The sequence below is a fragment of the Variovorax rhizosphaerae genome (assembly GCF_037889975.1).
Lineage (GTDB): Bacteria > Pseudomonadota > Gammaproteobacteria > Burkholderiales > Burkholderiaceae_C > Variovorax > Variovorax rhizosphaerae.
This window is the reverse complement of the sequence record NZ_JBBKZT010000004.1, coordinates 135,550-150,735: the sequence shown is the minus strand read 5'-3', so window position 1 is coordinate 150,735 and position 15,186 is coordinate 135,550. Positions and strand designations below refer to the sequence as shown.

Below are 15,186 nucleotides of genomic sequence, written 5' to 3'. Positions count from 1 at the left end.
GGGTCTGGCGGTTGAGCGACCGCCGCGCCCCTCACCCTGACCCTCTCCCCAGCGGGGAGAGGGAATAGGGCAGCTCAGGGCGCGAGGTAGTCGGAGACCACTTTCCACTTCCCATCCACGATCTGCGACAGGCGCGACTGGTCATTGCCAAGGCGCTTGGTCGCGGTGAAGGTCTGCTTCGGCGAGCCGAACATGTCAGGCTCGAAGGTGGTGCTGTCCATCACCTTGATGAAGCTGTCCGTCGTGAGGTTGTTCCCCGCTTTTTGCGCAACCTGGATGAAGGCGTCGACGATCTCGTAGCCGTAGGCGCTGAACACCGTCGGATCCTCGTTGAACTTCGTCTTGTACTTGTTGGCCCAGAAGCGCACCGGTTGCGACTGGTCGTCGGTGTAGGGGTTCTGCACCGTCATCGTGGCGTAGACACCGTCCATGGGCTTTCCGCCGAGCTTGTGGATCAGGTCGGTATATGCCGCGCTGGAGCCCAGGAAGGTCGGATTGAACCCAGTCTTGCGCGCTTCCCCCACCGCACCGATGGTTTCGCGAATGATGGTGCCCAGCACGACCAGGTCGCAGTTCGCGGCCTTGAGCTTGGCGACTTGCGAACTGAAGTCGGTCGCGCCGCGCTTGTAGGAAGTCTTTTCAGCCACTTCCATGCCGATGGTCTTCAGGCCGGCTTCGGCGCCGCGCTCCACCTCAAGGCCGAACTCGTCGTCCTGGTACATGCTGCACACCTTCTTTGCGCCCTTGTCCTTGACCATTTTCGGCAGGGCCATCCGGATCTGGTCGTAGTAGGTGGCGGCAAACGAGTACTTGAGCTTGTGGAACGGCTCGTACATTTCACGCGCCGCCGTGATCGGGAAGAAGTTGATCACGTTCTTCTCGAACTGCACGGGCATCGCCGCCATGTTGTGCGGCGTGCCGATGTGGCCGGCCATGATGAAGATCTTGTCCTGGTTGACCAGCTTCTGCGCAGCCAGCACGGCCCTCTTCGGGTCGAAGCCGGAGTCTTCGACGAAGAGCTTGAGCTTGCGGCCGTTCACGCCGCCTTGCTCGTTGATTTCATCCACGCGCAATTGCATGCCGTTGCGGGCTTGCTTGCCGAAGCCTGCCACCGGCCCCGACAAGTCCTGGATCGTGCCGATGCGGATCTCGTCCTTGCTCACGCCTTGCGATTGCGCGAACGCGGCGCCGGTGCCCAGCGCGAGCGAAGCAGCCAGGGCTATTGCTGTCAAAGTCTTCATCACTGTCTCCTTGGGTCAATAAACGGTTGTTGCCTCAGGCGTACATGGCGTCGATGCGCTCGGCGTACTTGGTCTGCACCAGCTTGCGCTTGAGCTTCATCGTCGGCGTGAGTTCTTCGTCTTCCGCGCTGAGCTGCGTCTCCAGCAGGAAGAACTTCTTGATCTGCTCCACGCGCGCGAACTTGGTGTTGACGCGTTCCAGCTCCGACTGGATCAGGTCCAGCACTTCCTTGGCACGTGTCAGGCTCTGGTAGTTGCTGAAGGGCACGTCGTTGTCCTGCGCGAACTTCTCGACGTTCTCCTGGTCGATCATGATGATCACCGTGAGGTAGGGCCGCTTGTCGCCGATCACCACGGCATCGGTGATGTAGGGGCTGAACTTGAGTTCGTTCTCAAGCTCGCTCGGCGTCACGTTCTTGCCGCCGGCCGTGATGATGATGTCCTTCATCCGGTCGGTGATGCGGAAGAAGCCGTCCTCGTCCATCGAACCCACGTCGCCGGTGTGCAGCCAGCCTTCGGCATCGATGGTCTCGGCCGTCTTCTCAGGCTGGTTGAGGTAGCCCATGAACACGTTCTGTCCGCGCACCAGGATCTCGCCCGTCTGCGGGTCGATGCGCACCTCGTTGTAGACGGTCGCCGGGCCGATCGAACCGGGCTTGATGCGCGTGGCCGGCACTGCGGTCGATGCGCCGCAGGACTCGGTCATGCCCCAGACCTCCAGCATCGGCACGCCGAGCGCGAGGTACCACTTGACCAGCTCGGGCGAGATCGGCGCCGCACCCGTTACAAGGAAGCGCGCGCGATGGATGCCGATGAGCTTCCGCGCGTTGTCGAGCGCCAGCAAGCGGGCGATGCGGAACTTGAACTTGAGCGCGCCACTGACTTCCTCGCCGGCCAGCACCTTCGCCGCGATGGCCTCGCCAATGCCGATGCTCCACTTGTACGCGGCCTGCTGCAGCGGGCTCGCTTCCTTCAGCGCGATCATCACGCCGGAATAGAACTTCTCCCACACGCGCGGCACGGCGGTGAACACGGTCGGTGCGATCTCGCGCACGTTCTCCGGCACGGTCTCGGGGTTCTCGACGAAGTTGAGGATGGATCCGGTGTACATCGCGAAGTACTCGCCGCCCATGCGCTCGGCGATGTGGCACAACGGCAGGAAGCACATGCGCTCGTCGCGCTCGTCCTGCGCGATCAGCGTGTTGTAGCCGCGCGCGGTGAAGACCAGTCCGCCGTGACTGTGCATCGCGCCCTTGGGCTTGCCGGTGGTGCCGGAGGTGTAGACGAGGATCGCAAGGTCCTCGGGCTTGCATGCGGCCACCGCGGTTTCCACCGCGTTGGGATGCGTCTTGAGGTACTCGCGACCGAGCGCACGCAAGGCATCGAGACTCATCACGTCCGGGTCATTGAGGTCGCGTAGTCCCTCCATGTCGGCCACGATGATCTTGCGCAAGAGCGGCAGCCCTGCGCGCACTTCGAGCGCCTTGTCGAGCTGCTCGTCATCCTCGACGAACAGCACGGTAGTGCGCGAGTCCTCGCAGAGGTAGTGCACCTGGGAGGCGGCATCGGTCGGATAGATGCCGTTGGCCACGCCACCGCAGCTCAGCACGGCCAGGTCGCACAGCACCCACTCGATCACGGTGTTGGACAGGATCGACGCGCACTGCCCCGCCCCGAAGCCGATGGCCATCAGGCCACCCGCGATTTCCTTGACCGCGGCGGCGGTCTGGTTCCAGCTCCAGCTGCGCCAGATACCCAGTTGCTTCTGCCGCATCCACACGGTGTCTCCGCGTTGCCGCACCGCGTTCCAGAACACGGCGGGAATGGTGTCGCCGGGCACGACGATGTCGAACTTCGGCTGGATGGCGGCGGTGTCCCAGAGTCCTTGCATGGCCGTTATCTCCAGGTCTTCTTTTTCTTCCAGCGCCGCTCGCCGCGCACGCCGTCGTCCTTGAGTCCGAGGTAGAACTCCTTGATGTCGTCCTTCTCGCGCAGCCGCTCGCAGGTGTCTTCCATGACGATGCGGCCGTTCTCGAGCACGTAGCCGTAGTCGGAGGCGTTGAGCGCCATGTTGGCGTTCTGCTCGACCAGCAAAATGGTGGTGCCGCGCTCACGGTTGATGCGCACGACGATCTCGAAGATTTCCTTGGTGAGCTTGGGCGACAGGCCCAGGCTCGGCTCGTCGAGCAGGATCAGCGCGGGCGCGGCCATGATGGCGCGCGAGATGGCGAGCATCTGTTGCTGGCCGCCGGAGAGCAGGCCGGCGTCCTGCGTCGCGCGCTCGCGCAGGATCGGGAAGTAGTTGAACACTGTCTCCATGTCGCGCCCCACGCCGTCGCGATCCTTGCGGGTGTAGGCGCCCATGAGCAGGTTGTCCTTGACCGACAGCAGCGGGAACACTTCGCGCCCTTCCGGCACATGGCTCAGGCCCTGCTGCACGATGAAGGCCGGGTCCTTGGCGGTGATGTTCTGGCCTTTGAACTCGATGCTGCCCTTGCGCGGATCGATGATGCCGGAGATGGTCTTGAGGATCGTCGTCTTGCCGGCGCCGTTGGAGCCCAGGACCGTTGCGATCTCGCCGGATCTGACCTTCAGACTCACGCCGCGGATGGCCTTGATAGGACCGTAGGCGCTTTCGACATTGAGCAACTGGAGGACGGGTTGGTCTTCGCTCATGCTTGTCCTTCGTGCTGTGTCGCGCAAGCGGCGTCGGTCACGATGCTTGTTTCAGTTGCAGTTGTGTTAGCGGTCAGGTCTGGGGTGCGTCGGCGAGCGGCATGCGGTACGGCGCGTGCGACCCTACTCCGCCGGTCGCTGCGCGACTCCCCTGCGCTGCTCACGTTTGGCGGGGTCCACATGAACTCGCTTCGCTCAAACAGCATGTGGCCCTGATCCGCCAAACGCTGCGCTGCTCGGCGGCGCAGAAGGGTCGCCCACACCGCACCGCACACCGCCCACCGACGAGGAAAGGCTGCGCCGGTTTCGTCACTCCCTCTGCATCGATTGCGCCCGCTTCCGGCATTGCTCGCCCTGCCAATATCGCGCCGGCTTCCGGCATTGCACTCGTTCCCGGTATTGCCCCCTCTCCCTCTGGGAGAGGGCTGGGGTGAGGGCCGCCGCCTCCCCAAGGGGACGTGGACATCGGTCACCCCCAAGCCCGGCATGCGATGCGCGCCGGGCGCCGCCTCTGTGCCGCCGAGCAGCGCAGCCTTTCGCGGATCAGGGCTGGCGATTGTCTGAGCGAAGCGAGTTCGAGCCAGACCCCGCGAAAGGCGAGCAGCGCAGGGGAGTCGCGAAGCGACCGGCACAGTGAAAGCGACCGGCGCGCATCGCATGCCGGGCGCTCTCCGCGACGACAACACACGCTCAGTCACGCCACCCTCCGCAAACTGCTCACATCATCCACAGTCCCCAGATACGCCTCGATGACCTTCGCGTTCGACTGCACCTCGCGCGGCGTCCCGGTCGCAATTTCCTCGCCCTGGTTCATCGCCAGCACGCGATCCGACACCTTCGACACCAGCGACATGTCGTGCTCCACCATCAGCACCGACACGCCCAACTCCTGCTGGATGTCCTGGATCCAGAACGCCATGTCCGCCGTCTCCTCGACGTTCAACCCCGACGACGGCTCGTCCAGCAACAGCAGCTTCGGCTCCGTGCACAAGGCACGCGCCAGTTCCACCACCTTGCGCACGCCATACGGCAGGCCTGCGACCATCGAATCCCGGTGATGCTGCAAGTCGAGCAAGTCGATCACCTGCTCCGCTTTCTCGCGCGCCGCAATCTCCGCGCGACGCGTCGCCGGCGTGAAGAACACCTCGCTCCAGAAGCCCGTCTGGCGATGCGTGTGCCGGCCGATCAGCAGGTTCTGCAACACCGTCGCGTACTCGAACAACTCGATGTTCTGGAAGGTGCGCGCGATGCCCAGCGCGGCAATCGAATGCGGCGCCTGCTGCGTCAAGGCCAGCGGCGCGGCCTCGCCGTGCCACATGATCTCGCCCGAGGTCGGCGTGTAGATGCGGCTGATCAGGTTGAACACCGTCGTCTTGCCCGCACCGTTGGGGCCGATCAAGGTGAACACCTCGCCGCGCCGCACGTCGAAGCTCACCTTGTTCACCGCGAGCACACCGCCGAAGCGCACGCTCAAGTCTCTGGCAGAAAGAAGAATATCGCTGCTCATTTCAGGCTTCCATGACGCCGCTCGCCGCTTGCACCGGAGAAGCCGATTCGCGGGCACCCGCGGAACCGGCTTTGCCGGGCCGCTGGGTGCGCCCCCTCGAGGGGGAGGCGCCGCAGGCGCGTTCGGGGGTGGGCCTTCCTTTCATCTGAGGCGATCCGACTTGGTGAACGACTTCTGCCGTTTGAACAGCCCGCGCCGGTAGAACGGAAAGAGCTGCAGCCAAGTCCGGATCTTCAGCCAGCGGCCATACAGCCCCAGCGGCTCGAACATCACGAACGCAATCAGCACCAGGCCATAGACCAGCCCTTGCAAGCCGGGCGCCTGCCCGACCATCGCGGGCAGGTAGTCCTTGCCCATCGAGATCAACTGCGGCATCGCGATCAGGAAGATCGCGCCGAGGAAGGCACCATGCACCGAGCCCAGCCCGCCTATCACCACCATCAGCAGCAGGTCGATCGACTGGATGATGTTGAACTGGTCCGGCGAGATGAAGCTCAGCTTGTGCGCATACAACCCGCCGCCCACACCCGCGAGCGCGGCAGAGATGGCGAAGGACATCGTCTTGTAGCGCGCCAGGTGGATGCCCATGCTCTGCGCCGAGATCTCCGAATCGCGGATCGCCACGAAGGCCCGCCCCGTCGGCGAGCGCAGCAGGTTCAGGATGCCCAGCGTGGCCAGCACTGCGATCACCAGGCACAGGTAGTAGAAGCCGTCCCCCGACCCCAGTTCCAGCCCGAACAAGGTCGCCGTCTTCACATGCAGGCCCGAGTTGCCACCCGTCACGCTCTCCCATCGCGCGAACACTTCCTCGACGATGAAGCCGAAGGACAAGGTCGCGATGCCGAGGTAGATGCCCTTCACGCGCAGCGCCGGCATCGCCACCACCACGCCCACTGCCGCCGACAACGCCGCCGCGCCCAGCAGCGCGATCGGCAAGGGCACGCCCATGTTGCTCAGCACCGCCTGCGTGTAGGCGCCTGTGCCGAGGAAGGCCGCATGCCCGATCGAGAACTGTCCGGTGAAGCCCGCCAGCAGCATCAGCCCCAGCCCGACGATGCCGTAGATCAGCACGAAGGTCAGCTGTGCCATCCAGTACTCGGGCACCACCCACGGTGCGACGAGCAACGCCACGCACAGCAGCCCGTACCAGAAGGTGTGCCCGCCATGCTTGGCCAGGGCAACGTCTTGCGCGTAGGAGGTTTTGAAAAGGAATCGCATAGGCCTCGCTACCCGACACGCCGGGCATCAAAGCACCGCAACGCCAATTCCGGAAACACCACGGAACCGCCTTTGCCGGGCCGTTGGTGTTGCCCCCGGTCGGGGGTTGGAGGAGCGACACGAAGTGCGCGGATCCTGGGGGCGAGCGACATGACTAGACCTTCTTCCGCAGCTTTTCGCCGAACAGACCGTTGGGCTTGAACATCAGCATCAGCAGCACAACGATGTACGGCGCCGTGTCCTTGAAGCCATCGGGCAGGTAGAAGCCCGAGAACGACTCCACCACGCCGATCACCAACCCGCCGACGATTGCGCCCGGCAGGCTGCCGAAGCCGCCGACCACCGCGGCAGGAAAGGCCTTGAGCCCGATGAAGCCCATGTTCGCGTGCACGAAGGTGATGGGCGCGAGCAGCATGCCCGCGATGGCCGCCACCGCGGCGGCGAGCCCCCACACCAGGCCATTGAGCCGCTTCACCGGAATGCCCATGTAGTAGGCTGCCAGCTGGTTCTGCGACGAGGCCTGCATCGCGATGCCGAGCTTGCTGTAGCGGAACATCGCGAACAGCAAGCCGCACAGGATCGCCGTCGCCACGATGATCACCATCTGCTCGACATTGAGCACCAGCGCACCGAGCTTCCAGATCTCGTCCTTGTACGGCACGGGCAATGTGTTGGTCTCGGTGCCGATAACCGGCAGCATCGTGATGACGCCGCGCGCCACATAGGCGATGCCGATGGTCAGCATCACGATCGAGAACTGCGGCTGCCCGAGGATCGGGCGGATCACCACCAGTTCCAGCAGCACGCCGAAAGCGGCCATCGCCACGACCGCCAGCACGGCCGCCATCCAGAAGGGCATGCCCATCATGGAGATGCCGACGAAGGCCGCGAAGGCGCCGAGCATCATCAGCTCGCCCTGGGCGAAGCTCACCGTCTCGGTGGCCTTGTAGATCAGCACGAAGCCGAGCGCGATCAGGCCGTAGATGCAGCCCTGCGCGATGCCGGAAATCAGCAGTTGGACGACTTGCAAGACAGGCCTCCCGGTTTCACAGCACCACGCGCCCGGCGTCGTGCAACGCGAGGCGACGTGAACCGGCAAATATGTCGCTCGGACGCAGGCCGTAGACCTGCCGGATCGAATGACTGAAGTGCGTGGAATCCGGATAGCCGGTGTCGAGTGCGATGTCGGTCAGCGTCGACGATTCGCGCACATGGCGCAGCAGGCTGCGTGCACGCTTCCAGGCGCGGAACGCACGGAACGGCACGCCGGTCTCCTGCTTGAACAGATGCAGGAAGCGCGAGAAGGAAAGATGCACCAAGGCGGCGCAGGACTCGGCCGATGCGGGGCCGGCCGGGTCGGCGTTGATGCGGTCGACGACTTCGCGAATGCGTGCATCGAAGGCACGCGGCTTCAGCACCGCGCCGAAGAACAAGGTGTCGAAGTCGAAGCTGTTGAAGCATTCGCGGCCCGATGCGGCCAGCAGTCGCGCATGGCCATCGCGCACGCGCTGCACGAAGGCCGGTGCGTCATCGACCGGTCCGCAATGGTGCATGAACGAAGGCAAGGCACCGGCATCGACCGAGTCGGCCTCGATGAGCAGGTTGAGGATCAGCGGGCTTGCGCTTTGCACCTGGTGCGGCACCTGTGGCGGCACCACCAGGAGCTCGCCCTCTTGCCATGCGCCGCCGCCGATGCAGATGCGGTTGGGTGGTGCACCAGCAGGCGTCACGTACACCGCATGCCCACCGAAGGTGCGCTCGCCGGCCGCACCAAGAAGCCCGGCGTAAAAGACGCGCTGCGTCGTGATCCACATGAGTCGCTCGCCCCTCTTCACAGGTCGTGCGCTGCGGGTTGAGTCCTGCATGCCCTGGTTGCCTCCTGCGTGTGTGGAATCGGTTGGCTGCCGCATGTGTTGTTGTAGTGATTGCAGTTGCTGCTCTCGCCGCGCCGACCGTTTCGCGATCGGGGCATGGTAGCGGCGCAAATCGACGCGCGCGGCTGATTTGCGCCGGGACTTTCCCCTAGGGGCGCTCCCTAGGCTTTCAAGGCGCGTCGCAATTCGGCGGCGCAAAGCGCGACCGCGGCATTCGCTTCGTCGAGCACCTTGCCCATCGTGATGAAGCCGTGGATCTGGCGCTCGAAGCAGACGTACGTCGCGCGGTTGCCGGCGGTGGCCAGCGCGTCGGCATAGTCGAGGCCTTCATCGCGCAAGGGGTCGAAGCCGGCGGTGATCACGAGGGCCGGCGGCAGCTTCGACAAATCCTTGTGCAAGAGCGGTGACGCGCGCCAGTCGAGGTCCTGCGCCACGTCGGTGATGTAGTGGTCGTGGAAGTAGGTGATGGTGTCGGCCTCGAGCAGGTAGCCCTTGCCGTTGGTGGTGTGCGAGGCATGGCCGCGGCGCATGTCGGTGCCGGGGTAGATCAACAGTTGGAAGGCGATCGGCAGGTCGCCCGCATCGCGCGCCATGATCGACATCACCGCCGCGAGATTGCCGCCTGCGCTGTCGCCGCCGACGGCGAGGCGGCTGGCGTCGATGCCGAGCGAGGCTGCTTCCTGGCGGATCCAGCGCGTGGCCGCCCACGAGTCGTCGACGGCGGCGGGGAAGCGGTGTTCCGGAGCAAGCCGGTAGTCGACCGCGATGACCGCGCAGCCGGAGCCGTTGCTGAGTTCGCGGCACAGCACGTCATGCGTGTCGAGGTCGCCGATGACCCAGCCACCCCCGTGGTAGTAGACGAGCACGGGCAGCACGTCGGCGGGCTGGCTGCCCATGGGGCGGTACATGCGCAGCGGGATGGCGCCGGCCGGGCCCGGGGCGCTGAGTTCGCGGACTTCGGCGACCGCGGAGGGCTCGGGTTGCGTGACGGCACGGCGCTCGCGGTAGAAGGCGCGGGCTTCGACGGCCGGCAGCGTGTGCGTGGGAGGTACGTTGCGCGATGCGATGAAGTCGAGCAGGCCGCGGGCTTGGGGGTGGAGCATGAGGTTCCCTTGGGGTCGGTGGAAACGCCCAGTGTGGGGCGTGGACCGACGTTCGGGTATCAGCAGGCACCCGAATCCATGCGCGTGTGGCGACCGCTGGCACGCATGCCGCGTCGCGCAGGCGACATGCGATGGCGCCGCGCACGCCGGAACAGGCACCGCCCGGACGACGGCCGAGACCCGTTCGGCGCGATCCTGATGGAGCCTGTCAGCCCGCCACGCGGGGCTTGACGCAAGCCGCCGCCTCGCGTGCCCGGCTGCGCGCCGTATCAACGTCTTCCGCGTGCACGAGCGCCACGCCCATGCGCCGCTTGACGAAGCTCTCCGGCTTGCCGAACAGCCGCACGTCCGCGCCCGGCACGCGCATCGCCTCGGCCACGCCATCGAACACGATGCCCTTCGCATCGACGCCGCCATAGATCACCGCGCTCGCACCCGCGCTCTTGAGCGTGGTGTCCACCGGCAGGCCGAGGATGGCGCGCGCATGCAGTTCGAACTCGTTCTGCCATTGCGTCGCCATCGTCACCATGCCGGTGTCGTGCGGGCGCGGGCTGACTTCGCTGAACCAGACTTCATTGCCCTTGACGAACAGTTCGACGCCAAAGAGTCCCTGACCGCCCAGGTCCGCCGTCACGGCCTGCGCGATCTGCTGCGCCTTTTGCAACGCCACCGTAGACATCGGATGCGGCTGCCAGCTTTCGACGTAATCGCCGCTCACCTGCAAGTGCCCGATCGGTTCGCAGAAGGAGGTTTGCACCTGGCCATCGGCTCCGACGGAGCGCACCGTCAGCAGCGTGATTTCGTAGTCGAAGTCGATGAAGCCTTCGACGATCACGCGGCCGTGGCTCACGCGGCCGCCGGCCATGGCGTAGTCCCAGGCCTTCTGCACGTCGGCCGGGCCGTCGATCTTGCTCTGGCCCTTGCCGGAGCTGCTCATCACGGGCTTGACCACGCAGGGGTAACCGATGCCGCCATCGATCGCGGCCTGCAGCTCGGCCAGCGAGTCGCAGAACTTGTACGGGCTGGTGGGCAGGCTCAAGGTCTCTGCCGCCAGGCGGCGGATGCCTTCTCGGTCCATCGTGAGGCGGGCGGCGCGTGCGGTGGGGATCACGCGCACCACGCCAGCGTCTTCCAGCTCCTGCAGCATCGGCGTGGCGATGGCCTCGATCTCGGGTACCACGAGCATCGGCCTTTCCGCCTCGATCAGCGCCTTGAGCGCGGCGGGGTCGCTCATCGTGATGGTGCGCGCATGGTGCGCCACCTGTTGGCCGGGCGCGTTCTCGTAGCGGTCGACCGCGATGGTTTCGACGCCGAGGCGCTGGAGGGCGATCAGCACCTCCTTGCCGAGTTCGCCGGAGCCGAGGAGCAACACGCGGGTTGCGGAGGGGGAAAGGGGGGTGCCGATCGTCGTCATGGGGACGGACTTTAGTGCACCGCGTGGCCCAAAATGGCGGACTTTTGCGGGCGCACGTCCGCCTCCCCTTTTCACAGCAACTCCAGGAGCTTTCCAAATGGCTATTCAAACGGTCGGCATCATCGGCGCCGGCACCATGGGCAACGGCATCGCGCAGGCATGCGCGGTGGTGGGCGTCAACGTCGTGATGGTCGACGTCGCACAGGCGGCGGTCGACAAGGGGCTGGCCACGGTCTCGGGCAGCCTCGACCGCCTGATCAAGAAGGAAAAGCTGACCGAGGCGCAGAAGGCGACCGCGCTGGGCCTGATCAAGGGCTCGACCAACTACGAAGACCTCAAGTCCGCACAACTCGTGATCGAGGCCGCGACCGAGAACCACGCGCTCAAGCTCAAGATCCTCAAGCAGGTCGACGAACTGGTCGCGCCCGAGGTCATCATCGCGTCGAACACCTCCTCCATCTCGATCACGCAACTGGCCGCCGCCACCTCGCGCGCCGACCGCTTCATCGGCATGCATTTCTTCAACCCGGTGCCGATGATGGCGCTGGTCGAGATCATTCGCGGCTACCTCACCAGCGATGCCACGCACGATGCGGTGAAGGAACTGGCCGTAAAGCTCGGCAAGTCGCCGATCACCGTCAAGAACGCACCGGGCTTCGTCGTCAACCGCATCCTGATCCCGATGATCAACGAGGCCTTCTTCGTGCTGTCCGAAGGCATCGCCACCGCGCAGGACATCGACGACGGCATGAAGCTCGGCTGCAACCAGCCGATCGGCCCGCTGGCGCTGGCCGACATGATCGGCCTGGACGTCTGCCTGGCCGTGATGGAGGTGTACCTCGAGCAGTTCGGCGATTCGAAGTACCGCCCGTGCCCGCTGCTCAAGGAGATGGTCGCGGCAGGGCAACTGGGGCGCAAGACGAAGCGCGGCGTCTACTCGTACTGAGATCGACCCTACCAACAAGGAGACAAGCACCCAATGACCGCCACCCCCACCACCCCGCCCGCAGAAGGCTGCATCGACACCCAGGTGCTCGGCCACGTGCTCTTGATCGGCATCAACCGCCCGGCCAAGCGCAACGGCTGGACGCCGCCGATGTTCAAGCAACTGGCCGAGGCCTACACGAGGCTCGATGACGACCCCGAATTGCGCGTGGGCGTGCTGCATGCCTTCGGCGACCACTTCACCGCGGGGCTCGACCTGCCGGCGGTGGCCGAATACATGCGGCGCGGCGAGAAGGCGATTCCGGCCGGGCTGGTGGAGCCGCACGACTTCGGCCTGCCGGACTACCGCCGCCGCACCAAGCCGATGGTGGTGGCGGTCAAGGGCATCTGCTTCACGGTCGGCATCGAGCTGATGCTGGGCGCCGACATCGTGGTCGCGGCGGACAACTGCCGCTTCTCCCAACTGGAAGTGCAGCGCGGGATCATGGCCACGGGCGGCGCCACGCTGCGCATGGCCGAGCGCGCCGGCGTGGGCAATGCGATGCTGCACCTGCTGACGGCCGACGAGTTCGACAGCGCCGAGGCCTATCGCCTCAACTTCGTGCAGAAGGTGGTGCCGGCCGGGCAGGAACTCGATGCGGCGCTGGCGATTGCGCAGCGCATCGCCGCACAAGCGCCGCTGGCGGTGGTGGCCACACGCCTCAACATCATCAAGGCCGTAGAGCAGGGGCCGCTGGTGGCGGTGGCCGAGTTCATCGAGACGCAGAAGCGCCTGTCCAACAGCGAGGACGCGGCGGAAGGCATACGCTCTTTTGTGGAGCGTCGGCCGTCGAAATTCACCGGGCGATAGGACTGTGTGACAGAGTGGCGGTTCGTTCCCGACACGAGGAGCCCCACCGCCATGAACACCACCCGCCGCGGGCCGCGCGCCCGCGCTTTTTCGCGTTCCTTCCTGGGCGTCGCCGCATGGAGCGCAATGGTCACGGCCTTTGCCCAGACACCGCCCGCGCCGGTGCCAGCGGCCTCCGCCTGGATCATCGGCCACATGTCCTATCGGGGCAAGAACAAGGGCCAGCACTACACCCTGAACGCCAACGTCGTGGTGCCGGGCAATCCCTCCAACCCAGGCGCCTCGGCGGCCTTCGCCGTCGATGACGACGGCAAGGTCACCGCAGTCGGCCAGACCGCCTACCAGCCCACCCAGGGCCTGTCCACGGTGCGCCGCGAATTCGATACGCCCAAGCCGCCGATGACCGGCGAGCAGGGCCCGCGCTACCTCATGGTCTGTTCCTGGCCACTCGACGACCAGCGCCACGCCGCCGGCCCCGTCAGCATCGGCTTTGCCGAGCGCGACGACACGCGTACCAAGGTGTCGAAGGACGGGACGCTGCAGGAGAGCCTCACCATGCACTGGGTCGGCATCCCTGCCCCGCGCGCCCAGGCCAAGTTCGCCGCGAAGGACTATTGCGGCGAAGTGGCCAGGACTGGCAAGAGTTCCGCACCCATGTGGATGCTGCCGGGCAAGTCGTAGAAACATCAGTTCACAAAAAGGCCCCGTGCCTAGAATGCGGCTCTGCCACCAAGGAGCCGCCGTGATCACGATGTCGCCCGCCTTTCGCGCTTTCGCAGTCTTGTGCGTCGCCCTCCTTGTTTCGGCCTGCTCTTCATTGCCCGGCAAGGTCGAGCGCACACCCACCTCGGCCCTCACGCAAACCGCGGACACCCGGCTCGGCCAGGCCCTGCGACAACGCGTCGCCGCGCATCCGAACCAGTCCGGCATCCATCCGCTGCCGGTGGCGCCCGAGGCCTTCGCGGCCCGCATCGCGCTGGCACGCGCGGCGCAACGCAGCATCGACGTTCAGTACTACATCTGGCATTCCGACACCACCGGCCAACTCCTCTGGCAAGCCTTGTGGGAGGCGGCGGAGCGCGGCGTGCGCGTTCGCATGCTGATCGACGATGCCAACACCAAGGGCCTCGACCCGACGCTGGCCGCGCTGGACGCGCATCCCAACATCGAGGTCCGCCTCTACAACCCCTTCGCCAACCGCAAGGCGCGGCTGGCTGACTTCACCTTCGACTTCACGCGCGTCAACCACCGCATGCACAACAAGTCCTTCACCGCCGACAACCAGGCGGCGATCGTGGGAGGGCGCAACATCGGCGACGAATACTTCGGCGCCAACACCCAGGTCGGCTTCCAGGACCTGGACGTGTTGGCGATCGGCGCGGTGGTGCAGGAGGTGTCGAACGAGTTCGACCTGTTCTGGAACAGCCCCTCCGCGTACCCCGCGGCCAGCGTGATCCCGCCGTCCGACGCCGGCGGCCCGGCGCTGCTGCGGGCCGGCTGGCAGAAGGTCCACGAGAGCGAGGAAGCCAAGCGCTACCTGGAAGTCGTCCAGAAGACGGCGCTGGTGACGCAGATCGTGGAGGACCGAATTCCCTTCGAATGGACCACGGCGCACGTGATCAACGACGACCCGGCCAAGACGCTGTCGACCTCCGATCGCACCGAGTTCCAGCTCCTGCCGCAGCTCGAGAAGGCCATGGGCCGGCCGGACCGCCAGCTCGACCTGGTCTCGCCCTACTTCGTGCCGGGCAAGGAGGGCTCCGAAGGACTGATGGCGCTGGCCCGGCGCGGCGTGAAGGTGCGCGTGCTGACCAATTCGCTCTCGGCGACGGATGTGTCGCCGGTGCACGCCGGCTACACCAAGTACCGCAAGGACCTGCTCAAGGCCGGCGTCATCCTCTACGAACTCAAGCCCGGCGCAGCGCTGCCATCGGTCAAGGACAACGACGACGTGCCGCGTGGGCTGCCCGGCAGCGGCAGCGGCACGACCAAAGCGGCGGCGCTGCATGCGAAGACCTTCTCGAAGGACCGCAACCGTGTCTTCGTCGGCTCCTTCAATCTCGACCCGCGCTCGGCCCGGCTCAACACCGAGATGGGCATGGTCATCGACAGCCCGGTGCTTGCCAATGCGCTGTCGACCAAGCTCGACGGACTGCTGCCCAACGAAGCCTACGAGGTGCGCCTGCTGCCCGATGGCGACAGCCTCGAATGGGTCGAACGCGGCGCGCAAGGCGAGACGCGCTACACGACCGAGCCGGGATCCACCGCCATGCGCCGCGGCTGGGTCGACTTCCTGCGGATCCTGCCGATCGAGTGGATGCTGTAGTTGCTGTCGAAAGACGGATCAACCGCCTGATA

The 15,186-nt window shown here is 65.6% G+C and carries 13 protein-coding genes; 4 read left to right on the top strand and 9 right to left on the bottom strand.

Features of this window, described 5'->3' with window-relative positions:
* Nucleotides 1-74: 74 nt before the first annotated feature.
* The 9 genes from WKW82_RS09905 to purT all read right to left on the bottom strand — a co-directional run bounded on the left by WKW82_RS09905 (nucleotide 75) and on the right by purT (nucleotide 11,033).
* Nucleotides 75-1,241 carry an ABC transporter substrate-binding protein gene (locus WKW82_RS09905; protein ID WP_340342114.1) on the bottom strand — a complete coding sequence of 389 codons (1,167 nt, stop codon included), beginning with the start codon at nucleotides 1,239-1,241 and terminating at the stop codon, nucleotides 75-77.
* A gap of 34 nt (nucleotides 1,242-1,275) precedes the next feature.
* Nucleotides 1,276-3,132: an AMP-dependent synthetase/ligase gene (locus WKW82_RS09900; RefSeq protein ID WP_340342113.1), complete on the bottom strand. Its 1,857-nt coding sequence runs from the start codon at nucleotides 3,130-3,132 to the stop codon at nucleotides 1,276-1,278.
* 5 nt (nucleotides 3,133-3,137) lie between these two features.
* Nucleotides 3,138-3,917: an ABC transporter ATP-binding protein gene (locus tag WKW82_RS09895; RefSeq protein ID WP_340342112.1), complete on the bottom strand. Its 780-nt coding sequence runs from the start codon at nucleotides 3,915-3,917 to the stop codon at nucleotides 3,138-3,140.
* Nucleotides 3,918-4,611: 694 nt separating this feature from the next.
* The gene (locus WKW82_RS09890; protein WP_340342111.1) at nucleotides 4,612-5,424 is read right to left on the bottom strand and encodes an ABC transporter ATP-binding protein; all 813 of its coding nucleotides are present in this window, start codon (nucleotides 5,422-5,424) and stop codon (nucleotides 4,612-4,614) included.
* Between the two features lie 141 nt (nucleotides 5,425-5,565).
* Complete coding sequence (locus tag WKW82_RS09885; protein WP_340342110.1) at nucleotides 5,566-6,642, bottom strand: branched-chain amino acid ABC transporter permease; 1,077 nt, start codon at nucleotides 6,640-6,642, stop codon at nucleotides 5,566-5,568.
* 154 nt (nucleotides 6,643-6,796) lie between these two features.
* Nucleotides 6,797-7,672 carry a branched-chain amino acid ABC transporter permease gene (locus WKW82_RS09880; RefSeq protein ID WP_340342109.1) on the bottom strand — a complete coding sequence of 292 codons (876 nt, stop codon included), beginning with the start codon at nucleotides 7,670-7,672 and terminating at the stop codon, nucleotides 6,797-6,799.
* Between the two features lie 16 nt (nucleotides 7,673-7,688).
* The gene (locus tag WKW82_RS09875) at nucleotides 7,689-8,507 is read right to left on the bottom strand and encodes a helix-turn-helix domain-containing protein (RefSeq protein WP_340342108.1); all 819 of its coding nucleotides are present in this window, start codon (nucleotides 8,505-8,507) and stop codon (nucleotides 7,689-7,691) included.
* Nucleotides 8,508-8,677: 170 nt separating this feature from the next.
* Nucleotides 8,678-9,619, bottom strand: a complete 942-nt coding sequence (locus tag WKW82_RS09870) for an alpha/beta hydrolase (protein WP_340342107.1) — start codon at nucleotides 9,617-9,619, stop codon at nucleotides 8,678-8,680.
* A gap of 208 nt (nucleotides 9,620-9,827) precedes the next feature.
* Nucleotides 9,828-11,033 carry a formate-dependent phosphoribosylglycinamide formyltransferase gene (purT, locus tag WKW82_RS09865; protein ID WP_340342106.1) on the bottom strand — a complete coding sequence of 402 codons (1,206 nt, stop codon included), beginning with the start codon at nucleotides 11,031-11,033 and terminating at the stop codon, nucleotides 9,828-9,830.
* Nucleotides 11,034-11,130: 97 nt separating this feature from the next.
* Between purT and WKW82_RS09860 the strand changes: the two genes are divergently transcribed.
* The 4 genes from WKW82_RS09860 (at nucleotide 11,131) to WKW82_RS09845 (ending at nucleotide 15,154) form a co-directional block, all read left to right on the top strand.
* Nucleotides 11,131-11,979: a 3-hydroxybutyryl-CoA dehydrogenase gene (locus WKW82_RS09860; protein WP_340342105.1), complete on the top strand. Its 849-nt coding sequence runs from the start codon at nucleotides 11,131-11,133 to the stop codon at nucleotides 11,977-11,979.
* A gap of 33 nt (nucleotides 11,980-12,012) precedes the next feature.
* A complete protein-coding gene (locus WKW82_RS09855) occupies nucleotides 12,013-12,828 on the top strand; it encodes a crotonase/enoyl-CoA hydratase family protein (protein ID WP_340342104.1) in 816 nt (271 codons plus the stop codon).
* Nucleotides 12,829-12,879: 51 nt separating this feature from the next.
* Nucleotides 12,880-13,509: a hypothetical protein gene (locus WKW82_RS09850; RefSeq protein WP_340342103.1), complete on the top strand. Its 630-nt coding sequence runs from the start codon at nucleotides 12,880-12,882 to the stop codon at nucleotides 13,507-13,509.
* A gap of 70 nt (nucleotides 13,510-13,579) precedes the next feature.
* Nucleotides 13,580-15,154 (top strand): phospholipase D family protein, encoded by a 1,575-nt coding sequence (locus WKW82_RS09845; RefSeq protein WP_340342422.1) that lies wholly within the window; start codon nucleotides 13,580-13,582, stop codon nucleotides 15,152-15,154.
* Nucleotides 15,155-15,186: the final 32 nt, after the last annotated feature.

Excerpts from the sequence above, each read along its gene's own strand:
- WKW82_RS09905 (WP_340342114.1), bottom strand. The coding sequence starts at position 1,241 with ATGAAGACTTTGACAGCAATAGCCCTGGCTGCTTCGCTCGCGCTGGGC.
- WKW82_RS09900 (WP_340342113.1), bottom strand. The coding sequence starts at position 3,132 with ATGCAAGGACTCTGGGACACCGCCGCCATCCAGCCGAAGTTCGACATC.
- WKW82_RS09895 (WP_340342112.1), bottom strand. The coding sequence starts at position 3,917 with ATGAGCGAAGACCAACCCGTCCTCCAGTTGCTCAATGTCGAAAGCGCC.
- WKW82_RS09890 (WP_340342111.1), bottom strand. The coding sequence starts at position 5,424 with ATGAGCAGCGATATTCTTCTTTCTGCCAGAGACTTGAGCGTGCGCTTC.
- WKW82_RS09885 (WP_340342110.1), bottom strand. The coding sequence starts at position 6,642 with ATGCGATTCCTTTTCAAAACCTCCTACGCGCAAGACGTTGCCCTGGCC.
- WKW82_RS09875 (WP_340342108.1), bottom strand. The coding sequence starts at position 8,507 with ATGCAGGACTCAACCCGCAGCGCACGACCTGTGAAGAGGGGCGAGCGA.
- WKW82_RS09870 (WP_340342107.1), bottom strand. The coding sequence starts at position 9,619 with ATGCTCCACCCCCAAGCCCGCGGCCTGCTCGACTTCATCGCATCGCGC.
- purT (WP_340342106.1), bottom strand. The coding sequence starts at position 11,033 with ATGACGACGATCGGCACCCCCCTTTCCCCCTCCGCAACCCGCGTGTTG.
- WKW82_RS09860 (WP_340342105.1), top strand. The coding sequence starts at position 11,131 with ATGGCTATTCAAACGGTCGGCATCATCGGCGCCGGCACCATGGGCAAC.
- WKW82_RS09855 (WP_340342104.1), top strand. The coding sequence starts at position 12,013 with ATGACCGCCACCCCCACCACCCCGCCCGCAGAAGGCTGCATCGACACC.
- WKW82_RS09850 (WP_340342103.1), top strand. The coding sequence starts at position 12,880 with ATGAACACCACCCGCCGCGGGCCGCGCGCCCGCGCTTTTTCGCGTTCC.
- WKW82_RS09845 (WP_340342422.1), top strand. The coding sequence starts at position 13,580 with ATGTCGCCCGCCTTTCGCGCTTTCGCAGTCTTGTGCGTCGCCCTCCTT.